The 14,493-nt window shown below is 50.8% G+C and carries 24 protein-coding genes and 1 pseudogene; 21 read left to right on the top strand and 4 right to left on the bottom strand.

Translation table 11 applies throughout. From position 1 onward, the window contains the following. Positions 1-23: 23 nt before the first annotated feature. Positions 24-230, bottom strand: a complete 207-nt coding sequence (locus OGY72_RS22690; protein WP_286549815.1) for a hypothetical protein — start codon at positions 228-230, stop codon at positions 24-26. 348 nt (positions 231-578) lie between these two features. On the opposite strand from OGY72_RS22690, the gene OGY72_RS22695 reads away from it, so the two are divergent. The 17 genes and pseudogenes from OGY72_RS22695 to OGY72_RS22775 all read left to right on the top strand — a co-directional run bounded on the left by OGY72_RS22695 (position 579) and on the right by OGY72_RS22775 (position 7,955). Next, positions 579-902, top strand: coding sequence for an antitermination protein N (locus OGY72_RS22695; RefSeq protein ID WP_286549676.1), 324 nt, complete (start codon positions 579-581; stop codon positions 900-902). 38 nt (positions 903-940) lie between these two features. Beyond that, entirely contained in the window at positions 941-1,102 is a 162-nt protein-coding gene (locus OGY72_RS22700) for a hypothetical protein (protein WP_182269438.1), read from the top strand. 45 nt (positions 1,103-1,147) lie between these two features. Next, on the top strand, positions 1,148-1,423 hold the full coding sequence (locus tag OGY72_RS22705) for a hypothetical protein (protein ID WP_286549680.1): 276 nt from the start codon (positions 1,148-1,150) through the stop codon (positions 1,421-1,423). Between the two features lie 146 nt (positions 1,424-1,569). Next, complete coding sequence (locus tag OGY72_RS22710; protein ID WP_286549683.1) at positions 1,570-1,845, top strand: antitoxin; 276 nt, start codon at positions 1,570-1,572, stop codon at positions 1,843-1,845. A gap of 154 nt (positions 1,846-1,999) precedes the next feature. Beyond that, positions 2,000-2,155, top strand: coding sequence for a host cell division inhibitory peptide Kil (kil, locus tag OGY72_RS24990; protein ID WP_502873602.1), 156 nt, complete (start codon positions 2,000-2,002; stop codon positions 2,153-2,155). Further along, positions 2,148-2,348, top strand: a pseudogene (locus tag OGY72_RS22715) (DUF551 domain-containing protein); the annotation flags it as partial. The gene kil and the pseudogene OGY72_RS22715, both read left to right, overlap by 8 nt. Before the next feature lie 75 nt (positions 2,349-2,423). Further along, positions 2,424-3,395, top strand: coding sequence for a hypothetical protein (locus OGY72_RS22720; RefSeq protein WP_286549686.1), 972 nt, complete (start codon positions 2,424-2,426; stop codon positions 3,393-3,395). 8 nt (positions 3,396-3,403) lie between these two features. Continuing rightward, complete coding sequence (locus OGY72_RS22725) at positions 3,404-3,592, top strand: hypothetical protein (protein ID WP_286549689.1); 189 nt, start codon at positions 3,404-3,406, stop codon at positions 3,590-3,592. A 7-nt stretch (positions 3,593-3,599) separates the two neighbouring features. Continuing rightward, positions 3,600-4,247, top strand: coding sequence for an ERF family protein (locus tag OGY72_RS22730; protein WP_200010389.1), 648 nt, complete (start codon positions 3,600-3,602; stop codon positions 4,245-4,247). Next, on the top strand, positions 4,248-4,709 hold the full coding sequence (locus OGY72_RS22735) for a single-stranded DNA-binding protein (RefSeq protein ID WP_047500181.1): 462 nt from the start codon (positions 4,248-4,250) through the stop codon (positions 4,707-4,709). A 54-nt stretch (positions 4,710-4,763) separates the two neighbouring features. Then, on the top strand, positions 4,764-5,048 hold the full coding sequence (locus tag OGY72_RS22740) for a hypothetical protein (RefSeq protein WP_286549696.1): 285 nt from the start codon (positions 4,764-4,766) through the stop codon (positions 5,046-5,048). Further along, positions 5,041-5,592 carry a phage N-6-adenine-methyltransferase gene (locus tag OGY72_RS22745; RefSeq protein ID WP_286549700.1) on the top strand — a complete coding sequence of 184 codons (552 nt, stop codon included), beginning with the start codon at positions 5,041-5,043 and terminating at the stop codon, positions 5,590-5,592. The genes OGY72_RS22740 and OGY72_RS22745 overlap by 8 nt, the downstream gene beginning before the upstream one ends. A 312-nt stretch (positions 5,593-5,904) precedes the next feature. Then, a complete protein-coding gene (locus tag OGY72_RS22755; RefSeq protein WP_286549705.1) occupies positions 5,905-6,123 on the top strand; it encodes a TraR/DksA family transcriptional regulator in 219 nt (72 codons plus the stop codon). Next, positions 6,123-7,214: a DNA cytosine methyltransferase gene (locus OGY72_RS22760; RefSeq protein WP_286549706.1), complete on the top strand. Its 1,092-nt coding sequence runs from the start codon at positions 6,123-6,125 to the stop codon at positions 7,212-7,214. The genes OGY72_RS22755 and OGY72_RS22760 overlap by 1 nt, the downstream gene beginning before the upstream one ends. Next, a complete protein-coding gene (locus tag OGY72_RS22765; protein ID WP_003844202.1) occupies positions 7,177-7,416 on the top strand; it encodes a DUF4222 domain-containing protein in 240 nt (79 codons plus the stop codon). The genes OGY72_RS22760 and OGY72_RS22765 overlap by 38 nt, the downstream gene beginning before the upstream one ends. 9 nt (positions 7,417-7,425) lie before the next feature. Beyond that, on the top strand, positions 7,426-7,611 hold the full coding sequence (locus OGY72_RS22770; RefSeq protein ID WP_286549709.1) for a hypothetical protein: 186 nt from the start codon (positions 7,426-7,428) through the stop codon (positions 7,609-7,611). A 107-nt stretch (positions 7,612-7,718) separates the two neighbouring features. Further along, positions 7,719-7,955 (top strand): hypothetical protein, encoded by a 237-nt coding sequence (locus OGY72_RS22775; RefSeq protein WP_032936075.1) that lies wholly within the window; start codon positions 7,719-7,721, stop codon positions 7,953-7,955. Here OGY72_RS22775 and OGY72_RS22780 read toward each other — a convergent pair. Continuing rightward, positions 7,913-9,121, bottom strand: a complete 1,209-nt coding sequence (locus tag OGY72_RS22780) for a tyrosine-type recombinase/integrase (RefSeq protein WP_286549712.1) — start codon at positions 9,119-9,121, stop codon at positions 7,913-7,915. The genes OGY72_RS22775 and OGY72_RS22780 overlap by 43 nt on opposite strands. A 456-nt stretch (positions 9,122-9,577) precedes the next feature. Between OGY72_RS22780 and yniD the strand changes: the two genes are divergently transcribed. Further along, positions 9,578-9,685, top strand: coding sequence for a small membrane protein YniD (yniD, locus tag OGY72_RS22785; protein ID WP_003030590.1), 108 nt, complete (start codon positions 9,578-9,580; stop codon positions 9,683-9,685). A 163-nt stretch (positions 9,686-9,848) separates the two neighbouring features. Here the strand turns inward: yniD and OGY72_RS22790 are convergent, their stop codons facing one another. Continuing rightward, positions 9,849-10,607 carry a DUF481 domain-containing protein gene (locus tag OGY72_RS22790; RefSeq protein WP_003840911.1) on the bottom strand — a complete coding sequence of 253 codons (759 nt, stop codon included), beginning with the start codon at positions 10,605-10,607 and terminating at the stop codon, positions 9,849-9,851. A 287-nt stretch (positions 10,608-10,894) separates the two neighbouring features. On the opposite strand from OGY72_RS22790, the gene pfkB reads away from it, so the two are divergent. Next, the gene (gene pfkB, locus OGY72_RS22795) at positions 10,895-11,824 is read left to right on the top strand and encodes a 6-phosphofructokinase II (RefSeq protein ID WP_286549714.1); all 930 of its coding nucleotides are present in this window, start codon (positions 10,895-10,897) and stop codon (positions 11,822-11,824) included. 270 nt (positions 11,825-12,094) lie between these two features. Beyond that, the gene (locus OGY72_RS22800) at positions 12,095-12,955 is read left to right on the top strand and encodes a fructosamine kinase family protein (protein WP_003030598.1); all 861 of its coding nucleotides are present in this window, start codon (positions 12,095-12,097) and stop codon (positions 12,953-12,955) included. A gap of 64 nt (positions 12,956-13,019) precedes the next feature. Here OGY72_RS22800 and OGY72_RS22805 read toward each other — a convergent pair whose 3' ends face one another. After that, positions 13,020-13,556, bottom strand: coding sequence for a YniB family protein (locus OGY72_RS22805; protein ID WP_008784573.1), 537 nt, complete (start codon positions 13,554-13,556; stop codon positions 13,020-13,022). A gap of 166 nt (positions 13,557-13,722) precedes the next feature. On the opposite strand from OGY72_RS22805, the gene hxpB reads away from it, so the two are divergent. Beyond that, the gene (hxpB, locus tag OGY72_RS22810; protein WP_286549716.1) at positions 13,723-14,391 is read left to right on the top strand and encodes a hexitol phosphatase HxpB; all 669 of its coding nucleotides are present in this window, start codon (positions 13,723-13,725) and stop codon (positions 14,389-14,391) included. Positions 14,392-14,493 lie beyond the last annotated feature (102 nt).

A 14,493-nucleotide genomic window follows, 5' to 3' on the forward strand; every position in this document is an offset into this window, starting at 1 on the left:
CCTGCCCGCCCGTGCGGGCTTTTTTATTGCCCCTTCCTCACAAACTCCGCAGCATCCCTCAACAATCCCTTGTGAATAACATTACCCACCGACTTTCGCTTAGCTTCCAGGCTATCCACAATCGCATCCCTATTAATCACCACCCCGCCGATAATCAACTCAACAACCGCGCCACCGATCTCGCCAGCGATGAAAGCTGCGCGGTCTTCCAGCAGTTCATCCCTACCCATATCCATTCCCAGCCCCATAACAATGCCCTCTTTGATGTTTTTCTGAGCATATCACCATAAATTGAAAATAAATACACCAACAAAACAATACGTTATGGTGTTTTCGCAAAATTATAGAACAAATCGTATTGACCGTATCTAAGTACAAGTTGTACTATTAACCCATCAACAGGACGCACTACTCACCAGGACGGTGAAGCTCTTAAAAATCTGGCGCTGAAAAAGCGCAGCATTCAAAGCAGAAGGCTTTGGGATGTGGCAAGCGAGAAAGGGTAAACGTGAAGAAGCCCTGACTTGTGCGGCTGGTTACCGCCCACATCACCAAAGCTAACTGACGGGAGATCCACAATGGATGCACAAGCACGCCGCCGCGAACGCCGCGCAGAGAAACAGGCCGAATGGAAAGCTGCAAATCCCCTGTTAGTTGGGATAAGCGCCAAGCCAGACAACCGCCCTGTTCTGTCGCTGACTCGCAAGCCGAAATCACGCGTAGAAAGCGCTGTGAACCCGATTGATTTAACGGTGCTGGCTGAGTATCGGGAAGAGATGGAAAAACGCGCTGAAGCTGTTGAGCGCAAGAATCATCGCACCTGGTACAAAGATGCTAACCCGTTCGGAAACAAAATCCATGCGGTGCAGAAATCCCGCGGTAAATCGACGCCGCTGATTTAATCGGTTACGGCGCGTTAATTAACTTATGAGGTTAGGCGATGGGTGCAAATCACTTTCGATGTACTGGCCAGTGGAATGAAGAAGAGTTCGATCGGGTTATTGAGGCAGAAGATGAAGGCGATGCGCGTGACCACTGGATGTATTGGGCTTGGGTGGCTGGGGCAACGCTGAAAAATCTGGAAATCATGCAGGCTGCCTAATGGCGGCATTTTTATTAGCTCACGATACAAACAGAGGGTAAGGCGATGGAAACAAGTAGCGGACAAGAGATTTTAAAGGGCTTCAATGTTCGGGATATCTCTGCTGATTATGACGAGCCAAGGTTTGATGTTTTGTTTGTCCACGATGATGGAAAATGCCGGTATTCAAACGATGTTTTTGGTTCTGAGCAAGAAGCCATCAGTTACGCAGAAACATGTAACGCCAACACAGCAGACGATGAGAGCTGGGACTACTACCAGCACTCTTCAACCAGCAACGACTGGAAGCTGATTCAACACATTGAAGCTAAAGCCGCCTAACAAGCGGCTTTTTTCATACCTCAGCGGCTTCTCGGAGGACGCTTAGTTATGAATGGCGGCTATCCACCGCTTAATTGTATTGCAGCGATGAAAATTGCATGCAGAGGTCTTTAGTTCAGCGGCGCGGCTTAAGCGCGGAGATGATTATGCAAAAATTTATCGTTATCCAGCAGCACGCTTGGTCAAACGACCACGGTTACGGCATTGGTCATTCCTCAGATTTGGAGAAATTTGATAAGCGGGAAGTGGCAATTTCTCACGGGTTTGAAGTAGCAGGTTGTGATGATTTCAATATCGGTGTTATCGACGACGGCAGACTAGTGTCGCTCGACTGGATGGAAAAGCCAGTAGGTAACGGAAAAGGCGTTTCAGTTGAGAAACTCCAGATTATCTCTGATGCCATTGGCTTGGAGGCCTCATGACAGTCACCCACAACAACAAGCAGTACACAGTGACAAAGCTTGCAAACGGTCATTCGTATCGACTGACATCCATTAGTAAGCCGCGTGAATCGTTAACTCTTAACCGCTGGCAAATGCATATCGCTGGGTTGCTTGAACAGGTCGAGGTGAAGGCATGATTGACCATTACTTACTGCGGGTTGCTCAGGGGGAGTTGGCAATAGCCAAGGTTATTGGCGACGGAAATCTTTGGGCCCGAGCAATGCAAAAGATGCGCGTTGCAATGGGGACGCCGAGATATAAGCGTGGAGGCTCAAATGGAATGGATTAAGTGTAGCGAAAGGATGCCGGAGCGCACCAAAATGGTATTGGCATTCAGTCAGGGTGAGATTGTGGCGGCGTATTGGAACTATGTAATGTGCCCCATCGAGTACAAGAAGTACATGGCGTTTACATACCTCAGCGGTAGTCTACTTGAGCATGTAACGCACTGGCAGCCTCTTCCGGAACCACCAACTAAATAACATCCATCCCCCATTCATCACTCCCTGTCCGGCTATCGCAGACGGGAAGCGCACAACCAAATTTCAGGAGAGACCATGAGTGAAGTAACGGATTTAGTCGTAATCGAGAAGGCTAACGCCCTCACCGTTTTCAAGTCGGCAGACCAGATTGAAGAGATTCTGGCAAAGGTTGAGCGTGAAGTTATGTCCTTTGTGCCAGATGTCACCACAGCCAAAGGGCGTAAAGAGATCGCTTCACTGGCCTACCGCGTATCTCAAACCAAGTCTTACCTGGATGGCTTGGGCAAGGACTTAGTGGCAGACCTCAAAGAGATTCCGAAGCTTATCGATGCCAATCGTAAGACGGTACGCGATCGGCTGGATGCACTGCGCGATAAAGCTCGTCAGCCATTCACTGAATGGGAAGAGGAGCAAGAGCGCATCAAGGCCGAGGAACAGGCAAAGATTAAGGCCGAGGAAGACCGTAAGCGGTTTGAGTCCGACCACGAAATTGCCCTGCTACTGAACGAGAAACATGACCGTGAAGCCAAAGAGAAAGCTGAAGAAGCCGAGCGCCAGCGCATTGCTCGTGAAGAAGAGTTGACGCGTCAGGCCGAAGAGAAAGCTAAGCGCGAAGCTGAAGAGAAAATCGAACGTGAACGAGTTGAATCAGCTAGACGTGAAGCGGAATTAAAGCTCAAGGCAGAGCAAGCTGAAAGTGACCGTATCGCCAGTGAGCAGAAATCGGCAGCTGAGAAGGTCGCGGCAGCGGAACGGGCCGAACGTGAAAAGCAGGAAGCCATTGCCGCCGAGCAGCGCAAAGCTCAGGAAGAAGCGGCGCGTATTAAGCGTGAGTCCGAGCAGAAAGAAGCGGCACGACTGGCAGAAGAGAAACGCATCGCTGATGAAAAGGCCAATCGTGAAGCTGATGTTAAGCACCGCAAGGCTGTTGGTACTGAAATCGTTAACGCACTCACCGCTAATACCAGCATCTCACGCGACCAGGCGATCGAAGTCCTGAAAGCGATGATCGATGGCATGGTGCCGAGAACTCAAATTAACTACTGAGGTGGAAGATGATTCCTGCCGATTTAGCAAGAACGCCGGAACTCAGCCGGATTAAACGCCAGTACCACGTTACTGAGGCGCTTTACTGGCGCAAGTCAGGTAACAAGTCGATGAAAAGCTTCTGCCTGTCTATGGCTAAACGTGAACGCATGAATAAATGCGAGTTCCTGGCTAACCCTTCCGAACTTCCATTCTGAGGAAATTATGGAACAGAAAAAAGTTTATGCCGCAATCAGTGGCGTTGCTTCCGCCCTTGCTGAGCAGGGGATCCGGAAGGAGAAAAAACAAGGCAGCCAGGTTAACTATGCGTTTCGCGGAATCGACGACATCTACAACGCTCTGGCTCCTGAGTTGGTAAAGAATAAGCTCCTGATTCTCCCACGATATACCGAACGCACATGTGTAGAGCGAACCAGTAAAAGCGGTGGAGCTCTGTTTTATATCACGGTTCGTGGCGACTTCGACTTCGTCAGCACTGAGGACGGAAGCATTCATACCGTCACGACCTATGGCGAAGCGATGGACAGCGGCGATAAGGCGACTAACAAGGCCATGTCGATCGCCTACAAATACGCAGCGTTTCAGGCGTTCTGCATCCCTACAGAAGAGACAGCGATTGATGCTGATGCAGAGATGCATCAAGTCCAATCACAGAAACAATCAAAACTATCCCCCACTCCTGAGCAGATCCTGAAGGCATTCACTGATGCCGCAGCACAAAAGACTTCAGTAGATGAGCTTAAGCAGGCATTCGCTAAAGCATGGAAAATGCTCGAAGGAACTGGTGAGCAGCAGAAAGCCCAGGACGTTTACAACATTCGAAAAGATGAACTTGAAGGAGAACCTGCATAAATGGCAAGCAGAGGCGTAAATAAAGTGATCCTCGTCGGCAACCTTGGGCAAGACCCTGAAGTTCGCTATCTACCAAATGGTGGCGCGGTAGCCAATATCACACTGGCAACTTCGGAATCATGGCGGGACAAAGCAACTGGCGAGATGAAAGAGCAGACCGAATGGCACCGGGTGGTGCTGTTTGGCAAACTGGCGGAAGTCGCCAGCGAATATCTTCGAAAAGGTTCTCAGGTGTATATCGAAGGCCAGCTCCGCACACGGAAATGGACAGACCAATCTGGTGTCGAGAAGTACACGACTGAAGTTGTTGTGAACGTCGGCGGCACCATGCAAATGCTTGGCGGGAAGCAAGCAGAAGGTAAACCGGCAGGTAATAGCCAGCAACCACCACGGACGCAGCAGCAACCGGTACAGCAGCACAACGAGCCGCCTATGGATTTCCCGGATGACATTCCGTTTTAACCGGTAACCCATTACCTCTTCACGCTATCCACGAAAATTAATCAGGAGCATCAAATGTCGGCACCTCTCACCGGGGCGGGATATCTGCGCCCACCAAAGCGATCCGGCACCAAAGCTGAGGTGCTGGCTCGTTGCTTTGCAGCTATCGCTAATAACGATTTCCAGAATCCGACCATGGAAGAAAGGCTTCAGGAAAGACACGAAAAGGAAGTCTGGTTCGCCAATTTAGAGGCGTCATTCAGGCCGATTTGGATGGCAGTCGGACCGGTTCAACCAACCTACGTAGACGACCGCATGCGCGAGCATCGTGGTCGTTATGGGGAGGTGAGTAGTGACTGATTATACAGGCAGCAACACGCCAGCAGATCAGCGTGATTTATGGCGAACGCCACCGGCACTGTTCACAGCTCTGGATGCTGAGTTCTGCTTTCAACTGGACGCAGCCGCAGCGCCGCATAACACGCTGTGCCGCAAGTTCATCACCGCCGAGCAGAACACACTTGAGACACCGTGGGGTGATTACCTCACTATCCCCGGTTACTGCTGGCTCAACCCACCCTATAGCGACATCACGCCGTTCGTGAAGAAAGCCGCAGCGGAGAGCAAGAACCAGATCGGCACCGTCATGCTGGTTCCGGCTGATACGTCTGTCGGCTGGTTCAGGGAGGCAATCCAGACTGCCAGCGAGGTTCGCTTTATCACCGCCGGGCGACTGGCATTTATCAACCCGGTCACCGGTAAGCCTGTAAGCGGCAACAACAAAGGGTCGATGCTCATTATCTGGCATCCGTACCCGCGTACACACTGCCACTTCGCAACTGTGGAGCGGGACGAACTGATGACTTTCGGAGCGAAACTTCTCGCTCGCCGGGAGGCAGCATGACACCAGAGCAAAACAACGTAGTGAGAGCACAGGGACGTAAATGCGTGGCAGAGATTCAGCATGCAATGGAATGCAGGCCTAAGCCGAAATGGAATGCAGTCGTGACGCCGATCCTAAAGAAGCACCATCAGAAAATTGCGCCGCTTGGTATCAGCCTGGTGGCATTCGTTAGCAGCATCGGTCGTATGACGGGCCGGTACGGAGTGGAATCATGACGCTAACCAAACGAATCACAAGGTCGCTAATGCGGCCTTTTTATTTTCTCGCGTTCACCTTCAACCGAATTAACCGACAGTTCATGGAGCACTGACTATGGCTGACATTATCGATAACGCATCACAGCTTGAAGATTTGCAGCGTGACGCGGCACTGAGCATGCACAGAATCAACCACTCAGCAGTATCAGCAACGCACTGTGAGGAATGCGGCGATCAGCTTAGCGATGAGCGAAGGAAAGCGTATCCGGGATGCACGATGTGCGTCGAGTGCCAAGGTGAGCAGGAATTTCGGAATAAGCAGCGAGGCAGGTGATGGCAGCCTATTACAACGAAATCGACCCGTATGCTGCTCAATGGCTGCGTAACCTTATCGCCAGCGGTCACATCGCACCAGGCGAAGTTGACGAACGGAGTATTGAAGATGTCACACCTGACGACCTCAGAGGATTTACCCAATGCCACTTTTTCGCCGGAATTGGCGTCTGGTCTCATTCCCTCCGCCTCGCCGGATGGCCTGATGATAAACCGGTCTGGACTGGTTCCTGCCCGTGCCAGCCTTTCAGCGCGGCAGGCAAAGGAAATGGGTTTGATGACGAGCGGCACCTATGGCCTTCTTTCTTCCACCTCATCAGCGAGTGCAGACCTCAGCACATCTTTGGCGAACAGGTTGCAAGCGGTAACGCAAATACATGGTTCGACCTTGTACAAGCAGACATGGAAGGATTGGAATACGCCTTCGGGATTGTGCCGTTTACGTCAGCGGGCATCGGTGCGCCGCACATCAGAGAGCGGGCTTACTGGGTGGCCAACGCCAGTAGCAAATACAAATCCACAGCCGGAAACGAAACGGGGATTGCAGCACGTCTCCGGAGTAGCTCGCCTGACAGGCTGGCAAACACCGGTGGCGAACGACTCAACCGGCTCGACTCATTGCTACAGCGGGAAGAATCAGGACGGGTCACCGAAAATATGCATGAAGCTTCCAGGCTCAGTGATTCTGGCAGCATGGCCTACGCCAACAGCCAGCGATTACAAGGGGAGCGGGAAAACAGTAATCAGAATCGATGGGAAGGATCGGACTTTCGACAGATTGGATTATGCGGTGGAACAGGGATTAATGAGCCCCTTGAGGTTAACGGTTTTTGGCGAGATGCGGACTGGCTCTTATGTCGAGATGGCAAATGGCGTCCAGTTGAACCCGGCTCATTCCCGCTGGTTGCAAGGTTTGCCAAAAGCCTGGGACACGGAAAGTCCTCATTACGAGCAATGGCAGGCCGCAACCGCACAGGCCGACTTAAGGGTTACGGTAACGCTATAAACGCACAGGCGGCAGCCGCTTTCATTGGTGCTTACATGGAGACTGCCAATGTTCCAGCTAATTCAACGGGGTCAGATATACGCTGACCAGCATGGGTGGCCGGTAATAATCCATTCCGTCACATCAGAGATAGTCCGCTACTGGAGACAGGGCCGGGTCAACACCGCTTCAATCGACCGCTTTAACAATGACTTTGAGCACCTCGACCCACACGAGGCGGCACAGATACGCGCCGAACTTGAAACAGCAGAGCACTTAAAACGCCTCCGCGCTATGCGGGCGGCATGAGGAGAGATTATGGGAAAGATGACTTTCGTATTTGAGTATGAGGACGGCAAGGAGCCGCCAGTTAGCGCTGGCATGGAATTTATGGGCGGGAAGATTGTGGCAGCGTCTTTTCGTGACGCTCTTGAAGAGTCCGAGATATGTAATGAACCAGAACCAGCTGATGATTTGCTGGATAAAATTCTCAAACAGAGTTGACGCAACTGATAGCCAGTTATGAGCTGGCTATTGGGTGCGAATGCACTGCCACGTTATGCCCCATTTGCCCTCCAGTGTGAGGGCATTATTTTTTCCTGGAGAAAAGCATGCAAACAACAATCAGCATTCAGCCGGTTCTGGTTAACCGTGAGCGCGTTCAGGAGATGCTTGGTGGTATCTCCAGAACCACGTTTTATCGTAAGCGCAAACAGTGGGAAGAATCCGGAACACCATTCCCGCAGGAAGTGGAAGAGATCCACCCTCCGAAAGGTGGTGCTCTCTTCCGATATGTAGAAGTTATTCAGTTCTGCAAAGATAAAGGGCTATTGGCTGCACACGCCTGAATCTTATCAGCCCACAATTCCGCTGCTGCCTGCTGCTCGGGGATGTAATCATACTGGTCATAAACAGCCAGCATCCCCGTTAACTTATGCCCGAGTATCTTCTCTGATACGTGAGGCGCAACACCAAGCTCAGCCATCTTTGTTTTGCACGTTCTGCGCAGGTCGTGCAGAGACCAGTGTTCCCCACCCATGACCTCTTCCACCTGCCCCGCGATGGAAATCAATGTACTGGCTGACATAGGCCTGTCCACCTGCAGCTTAGCCGGTGGAAACACGATTGACTGATCGGGGTATAAATCAAAAACCTTCTGCAGATAATCGGCTGCCAGTTGAGAAATCCCTCGCACAAAGCGCTTGCGCGTTTTAGAGTTCTCTTTAGGTATAACCCATTCCCTCGCCTTCAGGTCAAAGTCACCCTTCCTTGCTAATCTCAATTCAACGCCGCGGCAGCCGGTAAGAGCCACAATGCGGATCAGCATTTTGTTTTGCCATGACATCTTTGTTTTATCGATAGCATTCCAGAACGCGCCTATCTCATCATCATTCAGGAATCTCTCCCCGTCGTCCGGGCGGCTACCGACATCATTAATTTCGAGTAACATTAGCGAATTTGAAGTTATACGTTTTCGCCGCAGTGCATAGCGGATCACCTGCTTCATCTTCACCAGAACGTTACCGGCCTGAACCGGAGAGCCACCTTTCGTTATGCGAAGGAATATCTGCTCCCATTCAACGGGGCTCATCTCATCTGCTATCAGCCGACCGTAATTGTCGGTAACGTGAAGCTTCAGCATCCGCTTCCAGTATTCGTACTTCACCATATCTTTCACTGATGGTGTTTCAAGCCACTCATCAACGAGGGTGCTGATGCTCGGCGAACTGGAAACGATGTCTCTGGCTTTCTTCCGCTGCATTGCCGGATCGCGCCCTTCTTCCAGCCAACCCTTGCATTCCTCCATCGCGTCACGGGCTTCCTTGATCGACATCTTGCCGTAGGTGCCAAGTTTTAGCCGGGCCGGCTTCCCGTTGAAACGATATCGGTACTGAAAGGTGATTAGTCCCTTTGGGCTGATCCTGGCAGAAAGCCCACCACCGTCAGCTATCTCCTCTGGTCCATCATATGGCTTGCCAGCTATACGTCTGAGCTTGGTATCGTTGAGAGGCATGCTTGTCCCTATTCAGCTTTGTCGGAATTGGTACACGATTTGGTACACAGATTCTACGACACGAACAAGGACAAGATGAACTAAATTGAAACGGGTAAATTAAAGAAAGTGAGATGTAGTGCGGAATTGGTGAAACAGGAAGGAACAGACAGGAATGAGGTGAAATTCTGGATGGTACTTACACGTAAGATCACATACAAAGATTCAATATTTAAAATTATCAAAAAGGTGTGGGCTGATTCCCGCTTCACTCTGCGAAATATGTCACTGGTCGCCTTAAAGACCACACTGGACCTACACCCGCTTTTTGATAACACCGTTTGACAGTGTACACGGCATTACGGGTCGATCAAAGCAACAATCAACGTGCGCTCTATGATGTAAATCAATTCACTGACACCCAACCGTCTTTGTTACACTTGCACAAAGTCATCTAACCTGAGCAGGAAAAAAACAATGCCCACAAATCGCTTTGCGAAGAAACACTGGAAGATGGTTGTGATTCTGCTCGTTATTTGTGCGGCCATGTTGATGCTGCGCTGGGCTGCGATGATCTGGGGCTAAATGACGCTCACCCACTGTTCCGGTTTCGTTTATTTATCGATTAATCGAATTTGTCTGAAAATAGCGAGTTATGGCCAGGTAAAAAATAAAACGCAAATTAAATATTAAATAACCTTAACTTTAATAGATAAAAACCGGGCCAATTATTTGACCCGATTTGTCATTACATCCGGTAGCCGAGTGAAACAGTAGTACGACGATCGGTATGCTCCGGCGCTGTTGCCGGCGGTTCAGAGTTCCAGGTCACGTTGTAAGCCACCTTTAACCCAAAGTGTTCGTTGATGGCAACGTTGAGGGCGGTTTCAGAGTTGAGTGTGGTATCGTCAGCGCCGAATACCGACACACCCTGAGTAAACTTGGTGTTGTCCGTCATCTGCCATGCATAAGCCCCGGACGCATAGCCCAACGGCTGTGTTTCGGTGGTGCCATCCGTGTGCTCGTCATAGCGCACGCCAGGACCGAATTCGAAACGGAAGCTGTGCACAGGTCCGTTGAGGAACTGACGACCATAACCCGCGGTCAGCACGTCACGCTCGCGGTAGCCGTTGTAGCGGTCGGTCAACCAGCTTGCCTGTCCAAAGAGATAGTCATAGTCGGTCATGTTGTAACGACTACGGCCACCTACGGCATATTTCTCCGATGAACGCTCATCATTTGAGGAGGTATTGCTGGCATTTCCCCACAGAGACCATGCGGTCGTTTGGCCGTACCAGGTCATGGTGGTGTCTGCGGTTAAAGAAGAACTTTTTGTGTTGCCTGACTGGGCGAGATATCCCGCGTTCAGGTTACCTTCAAAGGGTTTTTTCGCGCTGGAAGGGTCATCCATGACAGTAAAAACGGAATCATCGGCGGCAGCATGCATTGACGCAAGCAGGCCTCCCGTCAGCAGTAGTGCTGCGGGCACTGTCTTCAAAAGCTTCATTTATTAAGAGTCCGTACAACAAAAAAAGAGACCATTACGGTCTCGGAAACTTTCATATGGATCAATGACAAAAGACCCCTGAAAGGTAACAAATTATAAAAAGACTCGAATAACATAGCAATAAATTCTTATTTCATTTTTTGAATAAGAGCGTTCCTAAACCTTTATTTTATTTATATATCTTTATGACGATAATTTTAAATAAAGATATGAAAAATCATGTTGTTAATTACTTCACTTTCGGGAGGTTAAGTGCCAGACTGAGGACAGCCTAACAGGAGGTAAAGATGGTACGTATCTATACGTTAACACTTGCGCCCTCTCTCGATAGCGCAACAATCACCCCGCAAATTTACCCGGAAGGTAAGCTTCGTTGTACCTCGCCGGTTTTCGAACCCGGCGGCGGCGGCATCAACGTCGCTCGCGCAATAGCCCATCTTGGCGGAACCGCAACGGCGATTTTCCCCACAGGGGGAGCAACCGGAGAGCATCTTGTTGCATTGCTCGCCGACGAAAATGTTCCTGTATCCACCGTCGAAGCCAAAGACTGGACCCGACAAAATCTACATGTCCACGTTGAGTCCAGCGGCGAACAGTACCGTTTTGTCATGCCTGGCGCTGCGCTGGCCGATGACGAGTTCTACCAACTTCAGGATCAGGTGCTGGAAATTGAATCTGGCGCGCTGCTGGTCATCAGCGGTAGTTTGCCGCCCGGCGTACAGCTTGAGAAGTTGACCCGACTCATTACCACCGCACAAAAACAGGGGATCCGCTGTATTGTCGACAGTTCAGGCGAAGCACTGACGGCGGCGTTAGCCATCGGCAATATCGAACTGGTCAAACCCAACCTCAAAGAACTGAGTGCGCTGGTAAACCGCGAACTCACTCAACCCGATGATGTGCGCAAGGCCGCGCAGGAAATCGTACAGAGTGGGAAAGCGCACCGCGTTGTGGTCTCGCTTGGGCCGCAAGGGGCGCTGGGCGTAGATCGCGATACCTGCGTTCAGATGGTTCCGCCACCGGTGAAAAGTCAAAGTACCGTAGGTGCAGGCGACAGTATGGTCGGGGCCATGACGCTTAAACTGGCAGAAAACGCGCCTTTTGAGGATATTGTCCGTTACGGTGTCGCCGCGGGCAGTGCAGCAACGCTGAATCAGGGTACTCGCCTGTGCTCTTTGGACGACACGCAAAAAATATATTCGTATCTCGCTCAGTAATGACACCGTCCCTCTTTTGAAGAAAAAGGGGGATTCTCGCGTAAAACTGTCAGCATGGGTGTTATGCGACTATGATAAAAAATCACGTGATTACAAAGAAGTGAATCATGTGCAGTCAGGTGTCTCCACAATGGTACGTGGTGAAGAAGAGCAACAAACATTAAGTGCCTTTCCAGCGATGACGCGTCCGTGGTGTGCGTCAGTTCGTGTTTTTTAACCGCATTCTTGCGCTAACCTTATGATCTGGCAGACAACATGGGGAGAGACATCATGTGGCAGGCTATCAGTCGTCTTTTGAGCGAGCAATTAGGTGAAGGCGAAATCGAACTGCGTAATGAACTGCCCGGCGGAGAGATTCACGCCGCATGGCATTTACGCTATGCGGGGCGAGATTTTTTCGTCAAATGCGATGAAAGAGAGCTGTTGACCGGCTTTACGGCAGAAGCCGATCAGCTGGAGCTACTTTCCCGCAGTCAAACTGTATCTGTACCGAAAGTCTGGGCAGTAGGCGCGGACAGAGATTACAGCTTTCTGGTGATGGATTTCCTCCCTCCCCGTCCGCTTGATGCGCATAACGCGTTTATCCTCGGTCAACAGCTTGCGCATTTGCACGAATGGAGCGACCAGCCTCAGTTTGGTCTCGACTTCGATAACGCGCTCTCTACCACGCCGCAGCCCAATACCTGGCAACGTCGCTGGTCAACCTTTTTCGCCGAGCAGCGCATAGGCTGGCAGCTGGAACTCGCCGCTGAAAAAGGCATAGCGTTTGGCAATATTGACGCTATCGTCGAACATGTCCAGCAACGTCTCTCTTCTCATCAGCCGCAGCCGTCTCTCCTGCACGGTGATTTGTGGTCCGGGAACTGCGCCCTCGGTCCTAACGGTCCGTACATCTTTGACCCTGCCTGCTACTGGGGGGACAGAGAGTGTGATCTGGCAATGCTGCCGTTACATACCGATCAGCCGCCGCAAATTTATGACGGTTACCAGTCTGTCTCGCCACTGCCGCTGGACTTTCTCGACAGGCAGCCAATCTACCAGCTCTATACGCTGCTGAATCGGGCAATTCTGTTCGGGGGACAGCATTTGGTTGTGGCGCAGAAAGCGCTGGATAGATTACTGGCGGCTTAACGACGTACCGCGTTGCTTATCAGGCCTGCCGTTTCGCAACGTGGCAGGCCCGATAGAGCGGCACTTACAAAAAGCCCAGCAATGAGAAGAAGAAGTAGCCGATCACGATAACGATCACCGGCAGAATATAAAGCGGGAAAATTTGTAAGAAGATCGTATGGTGCGGTACCACAATTCGCGATTCAAGTTGCTCGCGGGATAACCCTTCACTCCCCTTTGCCTGTTCCAGAATTAGCTGATCCTCAACGCCTTCGCGCAAGAAACGCGCCTGGCGGCTCATTCTGGCGCCTGAGTCCTGCAACGCCAGGCCGATAAAAATCAGGATGAATATCAGCCAAAAAACGAGATTCAGTCCACTTTGAAAATCAGGCGTTGGTGAGTTATACCAGAACACGTTAAGAAAAGGTGTGTTCACCCGCATCATGTCGATCATCACATGGGCAAAATCGAGCATGACCGCGTTAATCCCTTCCTGCTTTTCGCTGTGCGCGTACATAAACTTCAGTACTGAAACCAGCGTTGAAATCAGCGCGGGAATGAAAACCACCCATCCCACCAGCCTTTTCAAGATGGCAATGCGTCCAGCTTGTTGATACGTCATGAGTTCCCCTTGATTAAGACGTGTCATTTTGGCCTAAGTTTACCCGTTGATTACCGTTTTCGCCTGATCTTTAAAGGCGGTATACTGCTGAATTAGCCATAATGAACGCTCAGAGTCCGTCCAGGCTGGCTCTAATCCCTTTTATCACCGTAAAGGAGAGGTTGTAATGTCAACCCCGCGTCAAATTCTTGCTGCAATTTTCGATATGGATGGGTTACTGGTCGATTCTGAACCGCTTTGGGATCAGGCTGAACTGGATGTGATAGCAAGTTTAGGCGTTGATATCTCCCGCCGCCATGAACTTCCCGATACCCTTGGCTTACGCATCGACATGGTGGTTGATTTGTGGTTTGCGCAGCAACCCTGGAACGGCCCCTCACGTCAGGAAGTCACCGAGCGCATCATTACCCGGGCCATTGCGTTGGTTGAAGAGACAAAACCGCTGCTGCCAGGCGTTCGTGAAGCTGTAGCACTGTGCAAATCTCAGGGAATCAAAGTAGGACTGGCATCCGCTTCTCCGCTGCATATGCTGGAAAAAGTGCTGACCATGTTTGATCTGCGCGATGACTTCGACGCACTGGCTTCTGCAGAAAAACTGCCTTACAGCAAACCGCACCCACAGGTTTACCTCGATTGTGCGGCAAAACTGGGCATTGACCCGTTAAACTGCGTAGCACTGGAAGACTCAGTGAACGGCATGATCGCCTCGAAAGCTGCTCGTATGCGTTCCTTCGTCGTACCAGCGCATGAGAATCAGGACGATCCTCGCTTCGTGCTTGCCGACGTCAAACTAACCTCGCTCACCGAACTTACTGCCGCACACCTGCGCGGCTAATCCTGTAACGGGCAATGATCGTATTGCCCGCTTTTTCATTTTTCATTCTTGCATTTTTTTAAAACGCCGTTTCATTTTAAATTGTATTTCTGTTTAACCTCT

The sequence above is a fragment of the Citrobacter sp. Cpo221 genome (assembly GCF_030332345.1).
Classification (GTDB): Bacteria; Pseudomonadota; Gammaproteobacteria; order Enterobacterales; family Enterobacteriaceae; genus Citrobacter; species Citrobacter portucalensis.

Excerpts from the sequence above, each read along its gene's own strand:
- OGY72_RS22770 (WP_286549709.1), top strand. The coding sequence starts at position 7,426 with ATGGGAAAGATGACTTTCGTATTTGAGTATGAGGACGGCAAGGAGCCG.
- OGY72_RS22775 (WP_032936075.1), top strand. The coding sequence starts at position 7,719 with ATGCAAACAACAATCAGCATTCAGCCGGTTCTGGTTAACCGTGAGCGC.
- OGY72_RS22720 (WP_286549686.1), top strand. The coding sequence starts at position 2,424 with ATGAGTGAAGTAACGGATTTAGTCGTAATCGAGAAGGCTAACGCCCTC.
- OGY72_RS22695 (WP_286549676.1), top strand. The coding sequence starts at position 579 with ATGGATGCACAAGCACGCCGCCGCGAACGCCGCGCAGAGAAACAGGCC.
- OGY72_RS22765 (WP_003844202.1), top strand. The coding sequence starts at position 7,177 with ATGTTCCAGCTAATTCAACGGGGTCAGATATACGCTGACCAGCATGGG.
- OGY72_RS22700 (WP_182269438.1), top strand. The coding sequence starts at position 941 with ATGGGTGCAAATCACTTTCGATGTACTGGCCAGTGGAATGAAGAAGAG.
- OGY72_RS22800 (WP_003030598.1), top strand. The coding sequence starts at position 12,095 with ATGTGGCAGGCTATCAGTCGTCTTTTGAGCGAGCAATTAGGTGAAGGC.
- OGY72_RS22790 (WP_003840911.1), bottom strand. The coding sequence starts at position 10,607 with ATGAAGCTTTTGAAGACAGTGCCCGCAGCACTACTGCTGACGGGAGGC.
- OGY72_RS22705 (WP_286549680.1), top strand. The coding sequence starts at position 1,148 with ATGGAAACAAGTAGCGGACAAGAGATTTTAAAGGGCTTCAATGTTCGG.
- OGY72_RS22710 (WP_286549683.1), top strand. The coding sequence starts at position 1,570 with ATGCAAAAATTTATCGTTATCCAGCAGCACGCTTGGTCAAACGACCAC.
- hxpB (WP_286549716.1), top strand. The coding sequence starts at position 13,723 with ATGTCAACCCCGCGTCAAATTCTTGCTGCAATTTTCGATATGGATGGG.
- OGY72_RS22735 (WP_047500181.1), top strand. The coding sequence starts at position 4,248 with ATGGCAAGCAGAGGCGTAAATAAAGTGATCCTCGTCGGCAACCTTGGG.
- kil (WP_502873602.1), top strand. The coding sequence starts at position 2,000 with ATGATTGACCATTACTTACTGCGGGTTGCTCAGGGGGAGTTGGCAATA.
- OGY72_RS22690 (WP_286549815.1), bottom strand. The coding sequence starts at position 230 with ATGGGTAGGGATGAACTGCTGGAAGACCGCGCAGCTTTCATCGCTGGC.
- OGY72_RS22780 (WP_286549712.1), bottom strand. The coding sequence starts at position 9,121 with ATGCCTCTCAACGATACCAAGCTCAGACGTATAGCTGGCAAGCCATAT.
- OGY72_RS22755 (WP_286549705.1), top strand. The coding sequence starts at position 5,905 with ATGGCTGACATTATCGATAACGCATCACAGCTTGAAGATTTGCAGCGT.
- OGY72_RS22725 (WP_286549689.1), top strand. The coding sequence starts at position 3,404 with ATGATTCCTGCCGATTTAGCAAGAACGCCGGAACTCAGCCGGATTAAA.
- OGY72_RS22805 (WP_008784573.1), bottom strand. The coding sequence starts at position 13,556 with ATGACGTATCAACAAGCTGGACGCATTGCCATCTTGAAAAGGCTGGTG.
- OGY72_RS22760 (WP_286549706.1), top strand. The coding sequence starts at position 6,123 with ATGGCAGCCTATTACAACGAAATCGACCCGTATGCTGCTCAATGGCTG.
- yniD (WP_003030590.1), top strand. The coding sequence starts at position 9,578 with ATGCCCACAAATCGCTTTGCGAAGAAACACTGGAAGATGGTTGTGATT.
- OGY72_RS22730 (WP_200010389.1), top strand. The coding sequence starts at position 3,600 with ATGGAACAGAAAAAAGTTTATGCCGCAATCAGTGGCGTTGCTTCCGCC.
- OGY72_RS22740 (WP_286549696.1), top strand. The coding sequence starts at position 4,764 with ATGTCGGCACCTCTCACCGGGGCGGGATATCTGCGCCCACCAAAGCGA.
- pfkB (WP_286549714.1), top strand. The coding sequence starts at position 10,895 with ATGGTACGTATCTATACGTTAACACTTGCGCCCTCTCTCGATAGCGCA.